At 36.6% G+C, this 17,115-nt stretch carries 14 protein-coding genes; 6 read left to right on the top strand and 8 right to left on the bottom strand.

Annotated features, from left to right (window positions below):
* Nucleotides 1-370 precede the first annotated feature (370 nt).
* Genes SP041_RS17675 through rpoE form a run of 4 tightly spaced genes read right to left on the bottom strand, consistent with a single transcriptional unit; the run spans nt 371 to nt 2,951 of the window.
* Entirely contained in the window at nt 371-808 is a 438-nt protein-coding gene (locus SP041_RS17675; RefSeq protein ID WP_137297979.1) for a SoxR reducing system RseC family protein, read from the bottom strand.
* Nucleotides 808-1,818, bottom strand: coding sequence for a MucB/RseB C-terminal domain-containing protein (locus tag SP041_RS17670; RefSeq protein WP_240791499.1), 1,011 nt, complete (start codon nt 1,816-1,818; stop codon nt 808-810). The genes SP041_RS17675 and SP041_RS17670 overlap by 1 nt, the downstream gene beginning before the upstream one ends.
* A gap of 8 nt (nt 1,819-1,826) precedes the next feature.
* Nucleotides 1,827-2,360, bottom strand: coding sequence for an RseA family anti-sigma factor (locus SP041_RS17665; protein WP_137297978.1), 534 nt, complete (start codon nt 2,358-2,360; stop codon nt 1,827-1,829).
* Nucleotides 2,361-2,372: 12 nt separating this feature from the next.
* Nucleotides 2,373-2,951 carry an RNA polymerase sigma factor RpoE gene (gene rpoE / locus SP041_RS17660; RefSeq protein ID WP_137297977.1) on the bottom strand — a complete coding sequence of 193 codons (579 nt, stop codon included), beginning with the start codon at nt 2,949-2,951 and terminating at the stop codon, nt 2,373-2,375.
* Between the two features lie 167 nt (nt 2,952-3,118).
* On the opposite strand from rpoE, the gene nadB reads away from it, so the two are divergent.
* Nucleotides 3,119-4,747, top strand: a complete 1,629-nt coding sequence (nadB, locus tag SP041_RS17655) for an L-aspartate oxidase (RefSeq protein ID WP_137297976.1) — start codon at nt 3,119-3,121, stop codon at nt 4,745-4,747.
* Here nadB and SP041_RS17650 read toward each other — a convergent pair.
* A complete protein-coding gene (locus SP041_RS17650) occupies nt 4,744-5,193 on the bottom strand; it encodes a protein YgfX (RefSeq protein WP_137297975.1) in 450 nt (149 codons plus the stop codon). The two genes, nadB and SP041_RS17650, sit on opposite strands and share 4 nt — an antisense overlap.
* The gene (locus SP041_RS17645; RefSeq protein ID WP_137297974.1) at nt 5,165-5,416 is read right to left on the bottom strand and encodes a succinate dehydrogenase assembly factor 2; all 252 of its coding nucleotides are present in this window, start codon (nt 5,414-5,416) and stop codon (nt 5,165-5,167) included. Before SP041_RS17645 ends, SP041_RS17650 begins: the two co-directional genes overlap by 29 nt.
* A 305-nt stretch (nt 5,417-5,721) precedes the next feature.
* Here SP041_RS17645 and ygfZ point away from each other — a divergent pair, with 305 nt between their 5' ends.
* The 3 genes from ygfZ to metJ all read left to right on the top strand — a co-directional run bounded on the left by ygfZ (nt 5,722) and on the right by metJ (nt 9,971).
* Nucleotides 5,722-6,699 carry a tRNA-modifying protein YgfZ gene (gene ygfZ, locus SP041_RS17640; RefSeq protein WP_137297973.1) on the top strand — a complete coding sequence of 326 codons (978 nt, stop codon included), beginning with the start codon at nt 5,722-5,724 and terminating at the stop codon, nt 6,697-6,699.
* A gap of 150 nt (nt 6,700-6,849) precedes the next feature.
* Nucleotides 6,850-9,381: a class I adenylate cyclase gene (locus SP041_RS17635; protein ID WP_170968567.1), complete on the top strand. Its 2,532-nt coding sequence runs from the start codon at nt 6,850-6,852 to the stop codon at nt 9,379-9,381.
* 302 nt (nt 9,382-9,683) lie between these two features.
* Nucleotides 9,684-9,971 (top strand): met regulon transcriptional regulator MetJ, encoded by a 288-nt coding sequence (metJ, locus tag SP041_RS17630; protein ID WP_137297971.1) that lies wholly within the window; start codon nt 9,684-9,686, stop codon nt 9,969-9,971.
* Between the two features lie 400 nt (nt 9,972-10,371).
* Here the strand turns inward: metJ and SP041_RS17625 are convergent, their stop codons facing one another.
* Nucleotides 10,372-10,995, bottom strand: a complete 624-nt coding sequence (locus tag SP041_RS17625) for a bifunctional 4-hydroxy-2-oxoglutarate aldolase/2-dehydro-3-deoxy-phosphogluconate aldolase (protein ID WP_137297970.1) — start codon at nt 10,993-10,995, stop codon at nt 10,372-10,374.
* 23 nt (nt 10,996-11,018) lie between these two features.
* The gene (locus tag SP041_RS17620) at nt 11,019-11,954 is read right to left on the bottom strand and encodes a sugar kinase (protein ID WP_025562993.1); all 936 of its coding nucleotides are present in this window, start codon (nt 11,952-11,954) and stop codon (nt 11,019-11,021) included.
* A 740-nt stretch (nt 11,955-12,694) separates the two neighbouring features.
* Here SP041_RS17620 and SP041_RS17615 point away from each other — a divergent pair.
* Both SP041_RS17615 and SP041_RS17610 read left to right on the top strand, forming a co-directional pair.
* The gene (locus SP041_RS17615; RefSeq protein ID WP_025562992.1) at nt 12,695-14,833 is read left to right on the top strand and encodes a heparinase II/III family protein; all 2,139 of its coding nucleotides are present in this window, start codon (nt 12,695-12,697) and stop codon (nt 14,831-14,833) included.
* A gap of 2 nt (nt 14,834-14,835) precedes the next feature.
* Complete coding sequence (locus SP041_RS17610; RefSeq protein ID WP_025562991.1) at nt 14,836-17,013, top strand: heparinase II/III family protein; 2,178 nt, start codon at nt 14,836-14,838, stop codon at nt 17,011-17,013.
* Nucleotides 17,014-17,115 lie beyond the last annotated feature (102 nt).

Raw genomic sequence — 17,115 nt, 5'->3', positions numbered from 1 at the left:
GCTGTAACTTTCTGCAAGCAGAAGAATTACATTTTTGATTTTTTTGAAATCACATCAACAACAAGTGCTCACACAGATTGTTTGATTAAATTGTTAAAGAGCGTGCCTTTCGGCTAGGCGGCGTATACTACGCGCCTTTCGAACAATGTCAACGTCTTATTTTAACTTAATTTCAAACCGAAGTTTGAATCGCTAAAGCGTTTCTTTTATTCTCAGTCTTGGTTAGTGGCTTGCGCCTCCGTCCTTGTCTGTGCGGCGTATTATAGGGATCGCGAAACTATTCGCAAGCGTTTTATTGCGTTTATTTCAATTAAATGTCTGTGTGATTAATTAACAAACAAACTGCTTAATTTAACGGTTTATTTAGATGTTATTTTGTACTGATGAGCTTATTGAGGCTATTGGCAGGATATAACTTTGATGAAATAGCTTTAGCGATAAAGGTTCCGGCGATTAAAGAAACTCCTGATGCAAAGATCACAGCCAATTCATTGAAGAAAAATAAGTTAGTTAATGTGCATGTAACGATAAAGAGGAATAGAGGAATGACATAAACAATTAATGAGCTTTTAACGATATCTTTATTTTCAATTAATAACTCTACAGAATGATCAATCTCCATCCCTTCTTTAAAAGGCATGGAAAGTTTATGGGACTTATCAGTAAGGCCTTTAGCAACAATTCCAACGCCACAGTTATCGTTGCTACTACATGATTTACAAGCTGACTTAGAAATACATTCAACAATCGCTGTTTTTTCACCATTAACAACAGTGATATCAATGACCATACCTGTTTCATGAAGCATTATTTTGAAGGCTTAATTGAAGCAGCAATTTTTTCTGCTGTAATAAGAGGGATTTCTCCAATAACATTAATTTCAACGTTTTCATCTTGTTTAGTGTAAATCAATGTTCCACCTCTTCGAATAGTATTTTTTTGTTCTGTTAGTTTTGTTTGCTTAGTCGAGATATAAACAGACACTCTAACTATCCCGTCATTAAGCATAATGTATGAAACTGGATCCGTATCATGCATCATTAATTTATGTTGATCGTCTTTTACGATTTTAAAACTAGGTGGTAACCACTCAAGGTGCCATTTAGGCACTGCTGCGATTGCCGTCAGTGGTAAATGTAAGACATCAGGCGTTGCTTGGACACTTAACTGTTGGATCCAGGGATTGACAGTTTCAGTTATATTCAAGGAAACAACCATCGTCTGCTCAAGAATTTGATTCAATTGATTAATGATATCGAGACGCAATGGTAAGTAACTTTCTAAATCCAGCCATACAATATAGCTATACCTGTACTGATCTTTACTGATCATTCGAATAGCGATCGCTTTTTTTCCGGCAATCCTATCTCTACCAAGAATAATATACTCATAACTTTTATTGCCATTTTCAAAATCAAAATTAGCAATATTAGCAAAGACACTTTGATCTCGGTTAGTTGCCAAACTATATGCTTGACTACCTTGTTGATAGAAACTGATCTTTCCATCAAATTGTAAAGACTCTCGCATTGCTCCATTTAAAAAATAAAAATAGGCAATACTTTTACCATCAACAACACCATGTATAAGTTGCTTTGGCTCAATTTGATTTTGTGCTGTATTAAGATAAAGCAGCTTATAATTTAGCTCTCGATAGGCCTGCTTCATGTTATTTAAATAAGTTAAAGCAGACGGTAAAGCTTGTTTAGTTTCGATTTTAACTTCTGGTTGGGCTACTTCTGGACTTGCGATTAGTTGCGATGACGCTAATAATGACAATAACGACATACACGCAACTAAAAATAATCGATGTTTCATCGGTAACCTTAAGGCTGTGTTTGCAACTGTAGCTGATGGTCTTTTAATAACGCTTCTACTCGTTCATTACGCTCTTTAATCTCATTTTCAGATTGTAATGGCGTTGCCTGTAAACTAACTGGTGCAGCAGCTCCACCAAATGGCACGGTATTAAGAACCGGTGCAACACTAGGATCCGTTGATGAACCTTGATTGACCATTAAACTACTAACAACAACAACTCCTGCAACAGATGCTGCAATCGCATATTGTCCAAAGCGTTTCATAAATGGTACAACATTACTTTTTTCAGGTTCAGGTGCAGCAGCTAAAGGAGCAACATAATCATCTTGTTTCTCATTAGCGATTGCAGCCATTACGCTATCTGTAATATCCATTCGCAAATCTAAGCCATTACTCTCATCACGAAGTACATCGCCGATTAGTTGATATCTTGAAAACTGTTTTTGTAAAACAGCATCATCAAGGATGGTATTAATGACCTCTTTATCGCCTAACTCATTATCCATAAGTGAGGATAGGTCTTGTGAGTATTCTTTCATTATAAATTCCAATTAATTTTCTAATAAAGGTTTTAATTGTTTATCAATCGCTTCACGTGCTCTAAAAATACGAGATCTAACGGTGCCAATTGGACAATTTTCTATTTGTGCAATCTCGTCATAACTCATGCCTTCCAGCTCACGTAATGTAATTGCTGACTTTAACTCATCAGGTAAATCGCCAATTACTTTTAAGATAACTTGTTTTACTTCCTGAGAGTGTAAAATTGCTTCAGGGTTCGCGTGATCTTTCAAAGCACCACTACCGTCATAGCTATCAGCTTCTTCTGCATCTATATCTGATGCAGGCGGGCGTCGACTTTGACTCGTTAAATAGTTTTTAGCTGTATTTACCGTAATTCGAAATAGCCAAGTATAGAAAGCACTATCACCTCTAAAGTTAGGTAATGATTTATATACTTTTATAAACACTTCTTGCGACACGTCAGGTATATCACCAGAACTTCGCACATAACGCGTTAGTATGTTAGCCACACGCGTCTGGTACTTACGTACTAATAATGCAAATGCTTGCTGCTCACCATTTTGTATACGCTGTATTAACTGTAAATCTAATTCACGCTCATTCATTGAGCTTTTCTACCTATATTTATAGTGAGCTATTGATTCTCACAGATATGACTTTTATTAAAAAAGAAAGTTCCAAATAAATTCAAAACAAAGGTGTTTTTGGATAAACTCTCTCATTACTCGGAATGTTCGTTGATCATTTCATCCAAAACAGAGCATATAATGCCATGGCAGAGACTAAAACAAAAACTGAACATCAATACACTTGCGATGTTTTAATTATTGGTGCTGGCGCAGCTGGTTTATCGCTGGCTCTAAAAATAGCCGCCCACAGTACCGTCAGAGTGCTAAGTAAAGGTATTCTATCTGAAGGTTCTACTTATTATGCTCAAGGCGGAGTTGCCGCTGTTTTCTCTGATGATGATAGCACTGACTCGCATTTTGAGGATACTCTTGTTGCAGGGGCAGGCTTATGTGATGAAGAAGCTGTTCGCTTCACCGTTAACAATGCAAAAGAAAGCATGCAATGGTTAATTGATACGGGTGTTAATTTTGACACTGAAGTTAATGATCAAAAAGAAACTCAATATCATCTTACTCGTGAAGGAGGACACTCCCATCGACGTATATTACATGCAGCAGATGCAACCGGACGAGAAATAGAAGAATCGCTTTTAGCCGCTGTTAAAAAGCATCCCAACATTACATTAATGGAAGGTTACAACGCCATTGATTTAATCACCACGCAAAAACTTAATTTACCTGCCAATCGTGTATTAGGTGCTTATGTTTGGAATAGAACGGCAGAGCATGTCGAAACAATTAATGCACACTTTGTGACGTTAGCAACGGGCGGCGCGAGCAAAGTATATCAATATACCAGTAACCCTGATGTTTCGAGTGGTGATGGTGTTGCTCTCGCTTGGCGAAGTGGTTGTCGTGTAGCCAATATGGAGTTTAATCAATTCCATCCAACCTGTTTATATCATGCCGATGCAAAAAATTTCCTGTTAACTGAAGCATTACGTGGTGAAGGCGCATTATTGTTACGCCCTGACGGAACACGTTTTATGCCTGATTTCGATGAACGTGGTGAATTAGCCCCACGTGATATCGTCGCTCGTGCGATCGATTACGAAATGAAGCGTTTAGGTGTCGACTGTATGTATCTGGATATTAGTCATAAACCTAAAGAATTTATTGTTAAGCATTTCCCTACTATTTATCGCCGTTGTTTATTACTTGGTCTCGATATTGCTCATCAACCCATGCCTATTGTACCTGCCGCTCATTATACTTGTGGTGGCGTGATGATAGATCATCATGGTCAAACCGATATTGATGGCTTATATGCCATTGGCGAAGTGACATATACAGGATTACACGGCGCAAATCGCTTAGCTTCAAATTCGTTACTAGAATGTATTGTCTATGCACATGCTTGTGCCAAAGATATCATTAACCGTATTCCTTTCTATAAAGAGCGAAAATTTGCAACGATTCCTGATTGGGATGATAGCCAAGTTGAAAATTCAGATGAACAAGTTGTTATTCAACATAACTGGCATGAACTACGTTTATTTATGTGGGATTACGTTGGTATTGTACGCACAGATAAACGCCTACAAAGAGCGCTAAGCCGAGTTGAATTATTACAACACGAGATCACTGAGTATTATAGTAACTTTAAAGTGGGTAACAATTTACTAGAGCTAAGAAATTTAGTACAAGTCGCTGAGTTAATTATAAAAAGTGCGATACAAAGAAAAGAAAGTAGAGGTTTACATTATAACTTAGATTATCCAGAGCAAAGTGATGATCCTAAGCCAACCATATTAAATCCTAAAAAAGATTAACTCCAACGTGCGCTATTAATAAGACGTGCGAGTAAATGATATTCTTCTTCTGTGACGCTATCATAAAACACAATAAACCATTTCCTTGGTTTGTTGTGTTGCAGCTCCTTTACTAATAACTTATCTGCCACTTCTACACATAACAATATAATCCAACCATTATAGAAGGATCGAGAATGAATATTACCGGCAATATGTGTTGGTTTTTTAATTTCTATATTGCCAGTCTCAGCTAACGAGCAAGAAAAGGGTAAAAGCGATAAAGAGTGGACAAAATAAAAAGAAGTTAATATATAAATAGTTAAAAAGATAACGCTAAACCAACCTACTCCCCATAACAAAAACAGTATAAGAGCACTAAGCAACAGCGTTATTATCGCCAATAGTTTGGCGATAAATGATGCGGTAGATTGAATATTATAATTTAACGCGTTTGAGGATGACATCAACAATTTCAGCCAGCTCAGGATCAGGACAACTCTTATGTCCCATAAACCAAGCAAATAATTCAGGGTCTTCACAAGTTAAAAGGCGCTGAAAAGACAATTTATGTTGTTGGCTTAAATCACTGTAAGCTTCTTTTGCAAAAGGCATAAACAGTACATCAAGTTCTAACATACCACGACGACAAGCCCACAATAAACGAGAAAGAGAAACCTCTTCTGCCATGACAAATACTTCCTTTTAAAATAAAAATAGAGGATTATTTATAATATCAATCCCAAAATAATATGAAACATGATACTACACTGCATTAAAAACTAAGTTCAGGCAAAATCAGTAGTAAATAATGATTAGCCATGAATAAATATTTATCGATTTAATAACGTGTAATATTAATCGGTTATTTATATCAATTGATATAAAGTGCACAACATCATAACAACAACGTTTTATTAACAGCAACTACTGACAAAATAGGTTGTGAGCTATAACATTGTAATAAACAAATTCGACCAAAAATGAGGGCAAACATGCGAACACTTAGCCAACTTGAAAATATTAGCAAGCTACCAGATTTAGTTTTATGCCCACTTGATAGCTGGGATTTAATCAGTGTAACAGGTGAAGACCGTATTACATTTTTACAAGGGCAATTAACATGTGATCTTGAAAAATTAAAAACGGGGCAACAAACCTTAGCTGCGCATTGTAACCCTCAAGGAAAAGCATGGACTGTCGCACGAGTGATTGTGTTAGAAGATCGTATTTTATTAACTCAACCAAGCTCAGTCTCTGAAGTGCAATTACCAGAATTAAAAAAATATGCTGCTTTTTCTAAAGTCGTTATACAAAAAGAAACAGAATATAAAATATTTGGTTTAGCGGGTCCTAAATCAGCAGAATATATCGCTAAAAAAGTTGATACTGCGGCAACACATGAAATGAGTAGCTTACTTGAAAGCGGCACAGTATTAATTAAACAACCATATCCTTCATTGCGCTACCTTGCGATCATGAAAAATACAGTCGCTGAAGATTTGTTAGTTGATTTAAAAAGCAAAGCGGAGATCTTCGATGACAGTTTATGGAATGCAATGAATATTGCTGCTGGCGTCGGTTTTTTAGCAGCAGACACGTCAGCGCAGTTTATTCCTCAAATGTTAAATCTACAGGCACTTGATGGCATTAGCTTTACCAAAGGTTGTTACATTGGCCAAGAAACGGTTGCTCGCGCTAAATACCGTGGAGCAAATAAACGTGCGATGTTCATTCTAACGGGACGTTCAAATGATTGTCCAAAAGCAGGCCAAACGATCGAAGTGTTATTAAACAATAATTGGAAAAGAGTCGGCGTAATCGTATCTGCATGCCAATATGGTGACGGACATATTGAAGTCTTAGCGGTATTACCAAAAGATACAAACCCTGAAGATATTTTCCAAGTCAAAGAGCTTGAAGGCTCTACTCTTTATTACGCTCCCCTACCTTATCAAATAGCAGCAGACTAACCTTTCGCCTCTAGGTAACTCTAAAGGCATCACTTACTCTACTTGTAGAGTAAGTACACAATATTTACCAATAACCATAATTAATGCTATGATGCTCACACTTTTTTTAGGGTTGAATAGTAATTTACGCCTGCACTAATGGAACACAGCTTGAATCAAGAAATCATCCAATTACGCGACAAATCAGACGAGTTTTCTCGGTTACGCGTTAGATCTGCTTTAGCATTAATGAAACAAGATGAAGCTGATGTTTTCCAAATTTTCCCATTATTATTACACTTCAACGATCCTGCTTTACCAGGTTACATAAAAAATAATGTACCCGTTGGCATTTGCCAATTTAGCCCAACTAAAAAACACCAAAACCTAGTACAACAGCGATTTGCTATTGAACTGCCTGAAGATGAAATAAAAACACCTGAAATTATTGGCCTATACGCCATGGGCAGCACTTCTTCTATTGGTCAATGTTCTGAAAGTGACTTTGATATTTGGATTTGTTATTCACATGAATTAGATCCAAACCGTGTAGAATTACTTGATAAAAAGTCATGGGAAATTACTTACTGGGCTGAAAGTTTAGGTGTGGAATTAAACTTTTTTCTTATTCCTGATAATAAATTCAAAGTTAAAAATAAAGCCTCATTAAGCAATGAATCATGTGGGACATCTCAGCACATGTTATTACTCGATGAATTTTATCGCACCTCATTACGTGTTGCAGGTCGCCGTATTTTATGGCGTCAAATTCCACATGAACACGAACATCATTACGATAGTTACGTCAAAAACCTGTGTGAAACAGGGCAAATTAATGCTGATGATTGGTTGGACTTAGGTGGGTTATATTGCGTCCCTGCTGAAGAATTATTTGGGGCGACATTATGGCAACTTTACAAAGGTATTGATAACCCTTACAAAGCGACATTAAAAACTATTTTGATGGAAGCTTATTCGTGGGAATACCCAAATATAGAACTTATCTCAACATCGTATAAAAAAAGCTTTCAAGAACAAGACTTTTATGATGAACACTTAGACCCTTACTGTCTTATGCTTAGCAAAGTAAGCGACTACTTAATCAGCATTAATGATATACAACGTTTAGAATTGGTCCGTGTTTGTTTTTACTTTAAAACAGAAGAGATGCTGTCGAAATCCTCATATAATGAAAATTCAGCTTGGCGACGTACAATATTAAATAAGTTAATTAGCCAATGGGGCTGGACTGAAAGCCAAATTGCAGACTTAGATAACCGTAACAATTGGAAAATACGCGAAGTAAAACAAGCCAATACCCTGTTACTTGATGCCCTTATGTTGAGTTACAGTAATTTAATTAAATTTGCGCGCGATAATAACATCAGTGAATCGATCAGTGCTGAAGATATAGGCATTCTGTCTCGTAAGCTTTATGCTGCACACGAAACACTGCCTGGTAAAGTTGATATTATTAACCCTAATATTTCCCCTAACCTCATTGAACACGATCTTAGTTTTATTCAAATCCCTGAACACCGCAAAAATAAAGCCGGTTGGTATGTCTTTAATAGTACTTTAGATTCTTTTGAATTGGCTTCTACTCCCTGTTTAGGTGATTCACCTTACCTCTCTAAGTTAGTAGCTTGGAGTTATGTAAATGGCTTATACGATGAAGATACAAAGCTTCACTTATATAACCAAGGTTCTGATTTAGTTGATAAGAATCTAAACCAATTTGCAAAAGACTTATACGCTGTTTTCCCTGTATACGTGCCAAAAGCAAGTGATAAAGCGCTTAGTGCACCTTGTGCAATTAAGCACCTATCTATTTTCTTAAATGTAGAAAAAGACCCTACAAGACATTGGCAAGATACAGAAGAAAGTGAATTAAATCAGATTGATAACGTAATGGCTTACGGTGAACATAAAGAAAGCTTAATAGGTAGTATCGACTTTATATACCGTAACTCGTGGAATGAAGTTCGTACATTGCATTTTAATAGCCAATTTTCAGTGGTTGAAGCACTGAATACTATCCTTTCAAAAATGCATCAAGACGCATCACCTCCTCACCAAATCGACCTATTTTGTTATAGCAGGCATTTTAGTGAACAAATTTGCCAATCATTTGGTAGTAAATTGAATGAGTTTATTCAGCTACGTTTACACACGGTACATACGAGATCGGTTCAAACATTATGGACGGGCGGCAGAAAGTTTGGCTTTTACTTCGAACGTAAAGGTGTTTCATTACAGCATCTAGAAAGCGCAGTAGATATTTATAGTCATATATCTAAGAAGAAGCTATCGGCTAGTTCGTTGAATTTAAAAACAACTCACTATGACCAAACAGCGAACGTCATTGAATCTCATATCAGTGAAGGTTTAATTCAATTCTTTTTTGAGAATTACCATAACGGTTTTAATGTTTATATCGCGAATGCTGACAATGATGTAGAAACATTCTTGAATTTTGCAGGTTCAAAAAATGAATTTGTACAAAACGTAAATCGATTCTACGCATCTAATAGTCACCTTCCTGATTCGCTCGATGAGCAGATTAACTTTAATCTGCCACAATTTTATGACATTACGTTAAATGAAGATAAAACATTATCTTTAAACCCATTTAAAAGCAGCAAGTTAACACCACAGACAGAGGATTTATTATCAGCTCTGAAACCTGTGAATAAAAAATAGCCTAATTTAAATTGCTACGGTTTAAGATATAATAATGAAAATCATTGACTCCTTCTTCTTAAGAAAGCCATTAAATACAGGTAAGTAATAACACTTCTTTCTTCAATACCTCCCCTTAAAACAACAATATGAGAACGCTCATTATTCCAGTAACTTCAGTAATTAAGTTAGCTCCCTGTACATTAATACTAATGTAGGAAAGAGAGAATGTAATTAATAGACTTCTAGCCCTCTTTACGTTCAGATTGCCATGCTTAAAAGATCAAGGTAAAATAAAGCATATTTTTTAAAAGGTTATTATTATGTCAACAAAGTGGAACGGTGAATATATTAGTCCTTACGCTGAGCACGGTAAAAAGAGCGAACAGGTAAAAAAAGTGACGGTCTCAATACCAACTAAAGTATTAAAAATATTGACTGATGAACGTACTCGACGCCAAGTAAATAACCTACGTCATGCAACGAATAGTGAATTATTGTGTGAAGCATTTTTACATGCTTATACAGGACAACCATTGCCTGAAGATGATGAATTAGATAAAAGCCAAAATGTGAATATTTCAGAAACAATGGAAAAGACAGTAAAATAAAAAACATTATTAACTAACCAATAAAATTCAAAACAAATAATACCGCCGTTCTTTATAGGTGGTTACTTGTTCTTTAGCTAGATCAACTTTAATAACTTAACTTTTCTGACTCCTTTGCTCTATAAAATCTTCTCTAAATAATAGTAAACTCAATTTCATTCATTATTTTATCTCAGTTTTTACTGAGCTTACCTTCTTTAAGGCGAGAGTTATTCAATTTATGGGATAAATGAATATAAGCGATTCTTTATACCAATCACACATTATTTAATGTAATCGGTATTATTTTCGCATTTATAACCAGTGAAATAACTTAACTACTTTTTTGTCTTCATTTTTAAAGGGCATAAAAAAACCTCGATTAAGTACATAACCGAGGTTTCTAAAAGACAGTTGATAATTATTTTAAAGCAGCAACCGCTTCTTTAACTAATTGTCCAATCTTATCCCATTCACGATTATCAATTAAATCAGCAGGAACCATCCAAGTACCGCCACAAGCAAGTACTGCATTGATATCTAAATATTCATTGATATTCGCAGGTGAAACACCACCAGTAGGCATAAAGCTAACAGGGTAAACGGCAGTGAGTGATTTCAACATTGGAACGCCACCAGATGGGCCAGCAGGGAAGAATTTTAACGTTGTTAATCCCATTTCCATTGCTTGCTCGACTAAAGATGGGCTATTTACACCCGGAATGATTGGCATATTACGTTGCTGACAGTATTTAACCGTTGTCGGGTTAAAACCAGGGCTCACGATGAAATCAACACCTGCATCAATTGCTTCATCAACCGTTTTGCTTGTAAGCACAGTACCGGCTCCGATTAGCATTTCAGGAAACGCTTCACGTAGATTTTTAATTGCTTGTGCAGCAGCAGGCGTACGGAATGTAATTTCCGCACAAGGCATACCATTTTCAACTAATACTTTACCTAATGGAACGGCATCATTCGCATCTTTAATTGCAATTACAGGAATTACTTTAAGTGCTTGTAACTTTTCGTTTAATGTTGTCATTTTACTATCCTAAATATTTATAATTAATCTACAAATGGAGCAATATACTGCATATCAATAATTGCACCCTTATGCTGTATAACGGTACTTGCTACTTGATGTGCTTTTTCAGCAGCAGCAACACTTGATTCACCTAATGTACGTTTTGATAGATAACCCGCAGCAAACGAATCGCCTGCAGCTGTTGTATCAATAACATTTTCAGGAGCTACTTTTTGAGCAGCAACACTAATAGAATCCTCAGCGGTAATAATTAAACATTCACCGCCACCTTGTTTGATAACAATTTCTTGAACACCTAAAGCACGTGTACGTTCGATACATTGTTCAACCGTTGTGTCACCAAATAGAGCTTGCTCATCATCAAAAGTTAATAAGCCAGTATGCGTTACAGATAAGATACGTTTGAAACCTTCAGCCGCTTCTTCTGCAGAATTCCATAATTTAGGACGGTAGTTGTTATCAAAGTAAACTTTACCACCAGCAGCTTTATAACGAGCCAATAAGTCGTAAAGTTTTTCGCGGCTTGATGGCGGTAAAATAGCTAAACTAATACCCGACAAATAAATAACATCTTGCTTCAATAGTGATTCAATAAGTTCATCACTTGCCGTTTCAAGCCAGAATTTTGCAGCAGCAGCATCACGCCAGTATAAGAAACTACGCTCGCCTGTTGGATCTGTTTCAACCATGTACAAACCAGGCTGTCTTGTTTCAGAACGTTGAACAAATTGAGCATCAATACCTTCGGCATTCCAAGCATCAATCATTTCTTGGCTAATTTTATCTTGGCCTAGCGCTGTTACATAACTAACATTAACGTCTTTACCTGATGTTAAACGCGATAAATATATCGCTGTATTTAGTGTGTCTCCACCAAAACTTCTGCGTAGAACACCATTAACTTCCTGCAATTCAATCATACATTCGCCAATCAAAGCGATATTTAAATTAGCCATTAGCCACCTCTGTTATAAAAAATGGATTCATTTGCATCCTCTATTCATTTTCTTGCTATTCATAACTTGGCCATATTGGCTTTGATTATAAAATCAGCATTTTATACTAATAATGTAAAAGTACTTTGTGCAGAGTTTATTTGCTTGCGCGAATTTATGTTAGTAAACACATTAGCCATCTTGATTTATATAAAATAAAACGACTAATCAATGCGATTTAACAAAAAATAAGCTTAATCAAAAAACCAGAAAGTATCTCATGGGCGTTAAAAAAGCCTGTTTATTCAAAAAAGTACGAAAGCGTATTGTTTCGGTGACTATTCAAATCAAAACATGACCTTGATTAACATTTAATTTGTTATTGTTATAAGTCAAAAATTGTACATTACACGGGACGATTTGTAATACAAAATGACACTATGTGTGATCCAGATCATTCACCTACATCACAATCAAAATAATTAATTAGATATCAATAAACATAGAAAGTACTCGATGAGACAGCAACTGCATATCAACTAATCTTACATTATAAGGTGATAAAAAAGTACTTAAGGCTTAAGCCACTGAAAAGCAGTAACAATTATCTAAAAGTGATGAGTAAAGCTAATTCAAGTTAATTTAAAAGATTAAAAATAGAGAGCTCAACCCTAAAAACTAAAAAATAAAAGTGATTTTACAGTCTATTTGTATTACTTTATTACACTGTTTCTATCCACTTTATATGCAATGAGGTCACAATGCCTGCCAATGTCAACGCTGTTCTTATGGACCAACAAGAAATTACTACCATCCAAGAAGAACTCGGTAAACAAAGCCTAATGGGACTCAGCCTCGAAGCCCTAATTAACGATACAGATAACTACCTTACGCAACCAATAGACGTACCAGGGCACAGCCCAGCTGGCGGTTACGCACATAATAAGCATCAACAAAATTATAAATATATTGACCAAGCTGGACGCCTATTTTTAATCACAGGCGATGAGAAATATGCCCAATTTGCAGCTGACTTATTAACACAATATGCCGATAAATATTTAGCATTAGGATTCCAAGAACAACGTAATACGAATCCACCAGGACGCCTATTTCACCAAATGCTAAACGAACATGTTTGGTTATTGTATGCCAGTTTGGGCTACAGCTGTATTAGCCATTGGTTGACTGAAGCACAACGCGCTCACATTATAAGTCGCTTATTTGAACCAATGTTAGAAGTAGCGACAGTAAAGTACCATTTTGACTTTGACCGTATTCATAATCATGGCGTATGGGCAGTGGCGGCAACAGCAGCATGTGGCGCAGCCATTGGACAAGAAAAATATATTGATTTGGCATTACATGGTTTAGCCGGTGATGACATACAAGGAGGCTTCCTTGCACAATTAAGCAATTTATTTGCACCTTCAGGTTATTACATTGAAGGACCTTATTATCACCGTTATGCAATTCGTCCTTTATGTTTATTAGCGGAGTTAACTCAGCGTTTCCGTCCAGAGTTAGATATTTTTAACTTTAAAGGCCAAGTTATCGGTAAAACAATCCAATCTTTATTATCGACCGCTTATCCTAATGGTGTTTTCCCATCATTAAACGATGCTTCAAAAAGCATGGATATTAAAGATGAAGGTGTAGTGATAGCAGTGAGTTTATATGCAAAACATTACCCAGAAGATACCAACTTATTTGGTATTGCTAAAATTCAGCAACAAATTTGGATCAGCGGTTGTGGCATTGCTTTATCGCAAGCTTACCAAGCGCAAGACTCAGTTGAAGTGCCTTGCTTACCAAGTGTTGAATTAAGCGAAGGTCCTGATGGTGATAAAGGTGCTCAAGGCTTTATCCGCATGCAAAATGCAAAGGGTGATATTAGCCAATTAGTGATGAACTATGGTCAGCATGGTATGGGTCACGGTCACTTCGATACATTAGGTATGACTTACTTTAATAATAACCAAGAAGTATTACGTGATTATGGATTTGGACGTTGGGTGAACATCGAACCTAAATTTGGCGGCCGTTACCTTGACGAAAATAAATCTTATGCACGCCAAACTATTGCACATAACTTAGTGTCTGTTGATGCAGGTTGCCAAAACAACTTTGATGTTGATACAGCTGATAGTAAACACGGCACACCACACTTCTTTATTGGTAGCGGTAAAACACAAGCAATGAGTGCTTATGCTGTTGACTTTTACCCAGGTGTTGACCAACAACGCTCACTTATTTTAATTGAGCATGAACAACTAGAAAAACCACTACTTATTGATTTATTCCGCTTAATCAGTGAAGAAGTACACCAATACGACTACTCGCTACAGTACCAAGGTCAAATCATTCGTACCAATGTTGAGCACAAACAACACGCAATATTAAATCCAATGGGTGATGATGCAGGTTACCAACATTTATGGAACGAAAGTGAAGGTGCAGCAGCAAAAGACACAAGTTTAGTCAGTTGGTTACAAGGTAGCAGCTATTACACATGGTTGAGTGCATCTTCTTCTGACGATACCTTATTCTTTACTCGTACAGGTGCTAACGACCCATCATTTAACTTACGTAGCGAAACAAGCTTAATTCTACGCCGCGAAGCTAAAAATGCTCTATTTGCTAATGTGATAGAAACGCATGGTTACTTTAATGAAGCAATTGAAGCTAGCTTAGATGCTCGCGGTAAAATTTATTCAATTAATATTGTAGGTTTTAATGACGATGCAACCGTTGTAGATCTTATAGGTGAAGGTATTGCACTAACAGTGATGGTTAATAACGACTGTAATGCAACAGCTGAGAGTCAAACCACTATCGAATTTAATAATCAAACATACAGCTTCCAAGGTTTTGTTGCTGTAGAAAGTAAAGAGGTTTAATCATGAGTTACCAACCATTACTAATGAGCTATGAACAAGCAGCTGACTTACGTCAATACGTAGGCACTGACTCACTAATTGGTCGCTCTATTACTGAAGAGATTGAAGCACTTGAAGCTTACATGCCAATTGGTATTGAAATTCCAGGACATGGTGAAGCAGGCGGTTACGAACATAACCGTCATAAGCAAAACTATATTCATTTAGATCTAGCAGGTCGTTTATACTTAATTACTGAAGATAAACGTTACCTAGATTACGCAACAACTATGTTAGTTGAATATGCAAAGGTTTATAAACACCGTGAGCTAAACGTTAGTCGAGACTCCAATAAACCAGGTCGTTTATTTCACCAAACACTAAACGAAAATATGTGGATGCTATATTCATCGTGTGCTTATTCTTGTATTCGTCATGAGTTAACAGAAGATCAGCAACAACTTATAGAAAATGACTTATTTAAAGTGATGCTTGAGATGTTTGTAGTCACCTATGCAGAAAACTTCGACATTATTCATAACCACGGTCTATGGTCAGTGGCAAGTGCTGGTATTTGTGCTTATGCAATCAATGATCAAGCGACCGTCGACAAAGCAATCTATGGCCTAAAAGGTGACAGTGTTTCTGGTGGCTTTATTGCACAATTAACACAATTATTCTCGCCTGATGGCTACTACATGGAAGGTCCGTATTACCATCGTTTTTCACTACGTCCAATCTTCCTATTCGCGGAAACTATTGAACGTCGCCAACCAGAGATCGGCATCTACCAATTAAAAGATGAAGTGATTAAGACAACAGCTTATGCGGTCATGTCGACAGCATTTCCTAACGGTACGTTACCCGCATTAAATGACTCATCTCGTACAATGGACATTAGAGATCTAGGTATTTTATTAGCGACTAACATCTGTTTCGACCGTTACGAGCAAAATGAGACATTATTAGCGATGGCTAAACACCAAGGTCATGTTTGGGTTCATAACACTGGCGCAGCACTATCTAACGCACTAGATAACAATGCCGATGTAGCGAACTTTAACTGGGGTAGCTTAAGCCTCACTGATGGTGCTGAAGGCGAGTGTGGTGGAGTAACCATTCTACGTCATCGTGATAGTAAATCTGACGATAGCATGGCATTACTTTGGTACGGGCAACATGGTAGTGATGCAAAGCTTCATTCTGCATTAGATCATGGTCACTTTGATGGTTTGCATTTAAGTCTATTTAACAACAATCAAGAATTCATTAATGACTACGGTTACGGTCGTTGGGTTAACATCGAGCCTAAATTTGGTGGTCGTTACATTCCTGAAAACAAAAGTTATTGTAAACAAACTATTGCACACAACACCGTTGTGGTTGATCAAATCAGCCAAAACCAAGGTAGTACAGCGATTGCACAACAGCACTTTGGTGAAAAACACTTCACATTGTTAGCTAATGAAGCGTCTAATGGAACAGGCGATGGAAAGCTGCAAGCAATGAGTGCTTTTGCTCGAGATTACTACACAGGTATTGATCAGCAGCGTACCGTTATTATGCTTGAGTCAGAAGAGTTTGAAAAACCGCTTATTATTGATCTATTCCGTATGATCAGTAAAGAAGAGCATAGCTACGATTACCCTGTTCATTATAATGGACAAATCATCCGTACTAACTTTGAGTATCAAGCACATAAAAGCTTAAGTACTGTGGGTAATGACTATGGTTACCAACACCTTTGGAATCTTGGTCAAGGTAAGGTAGAAGGTTCATCATTAACAACTTGGTTAATGGGCAACAGTTACTATTCATTGATCAGCAGTGCAAATAAAGACAGTGAAATTATCTTTGCTCGTACTGGTGCTAACGATCCAGACTTTAACTTACGTAATGAGCCAATGTTCATTCTTCGCCAAAAGGCAGCTAACCATTTATTTGCAAATGTTTATGAAACACACGGTTACTTTAATGAAGCGATAGAAGCGAGCCTAAATGCCCGAGGACAAATTGATTCTGTAACGGTTTTACACGCTGATAATACAGCCTCTGTTGTTGGCCTTAATCTAATTGATGGCAAACAAATTAAAGTCTGTGTGAGCAATCTTGCTAATGTAAATGAAAACACCAAAACAAGCATAGTCATCGATGGCAAAACGCTTAGTTGGGCCGGTTATATTGAGATTATCAACAAGTAAATAGTTAATAAATTAAGCCTTTATAATTCTACAAAAGGCTTAATTAGACTTTTATTGCTTTAATACCAATCACAATAAATAGCCTATCTATTTACTTGTTAA

Origin of the sequence: Psychromonas sp. SP041, from assembly GCF_000470315.2 — a bacterium.
Classification (GTDB): domain Bacteria; phylum Pseudomonadota; class Gammaproteobacteria; order Enterobacterales; family Psychromonadaceae; genus Psychromonas.
The sequence above is the reverse complement of the archived record's forward strand: the minus strand, read 5'-3'. Positions and strand labels throughout refer to the sequence as shown.

Coding starts and splice junctions, on each gene's coding strand:
- SP041_RS17675 (WP_137297979.1), bottom strand. CDS start 808: ATGCTTCATGAAACAGGTATGGTCATTGATATCACTGTTGTTAATGGT.
- SP041_RS17670 (WP_240791499.1), bottom strand. CDS start 1,818: ATGAAACATCGATTATTTTTAGTTGCGTGTATGTCGTTATTGTCATTA.
- SP041_RS17665 (WP_137297978.1), bottom strand. CDS start 2,360: ATGAAAGAATACTCACAAGACCTATCCTCACTTATGGATAATGAGTTA.
- rpoE (WP_137297977.1), bottom strand. CDS start 2,951: ATGAATGAGCGTGAATTAGATTTACAGTTAATACAGCGTATACAAAAT.
- nadB (WP_137297976.1), top strand. CDS start 3,119: ATGGCAGAGACTAAAACAAAAACTGAACATCAATACACTTGCGATGTT.
- SP041_RS17650 (WP_137297975.1), bottom strand. CDS start 5,193: ATGTCATCCTCAAACGCGTTAAATTATAATATTCAATCTACCGCATCA.
- SP041_RS17645 (WP_137297974.1), bottom strand. CDS start 5,416: ATGGCAGAAGAGGTTTCTCTTTCTCGTTTATTGTGGGCTTGTCGTCGT.
- ygfZ (WP_137297973.1), top strand. CDS start 5,722: ATGCGAACACTTAGCCAACTTGAAAATATTAGCAAGCTACCAGATTTA.
- metJ (WP_137297971.1), top strand. CDS start 9,684: ATGTCAACAAAGTGGAACGGTGAATATATTAGTCCTTACGCTGAGCAC.
- SP041_RS17625 (WP_137297970.1), bottom strand. CDS start 10,995: ATGACAACATTAAACGAAAAGTTACAAGCACTTAAAGTAATTCCTGTA.
- SP041_RS17620 (WP_025562993.1), bottom strand. CDS start 11,954: ATGGCTAATTTAAATATCGCTTTGATTGGCGAATGTATGATTGAATTG.
- SP041_RS17615 (WP_025562992.1), top strand. CDS start 12,695: ATGCCTGCCAATGTCAACGCTGTTCTTATGGACCAACAAGAAATTACT.
- SP041_RS17610 (WP_025562991.1), top strand. CDS start 14,836: ATGAGTTACCAACCATTACTAATGAGCTATGAACAAGCAGCTGACTTA.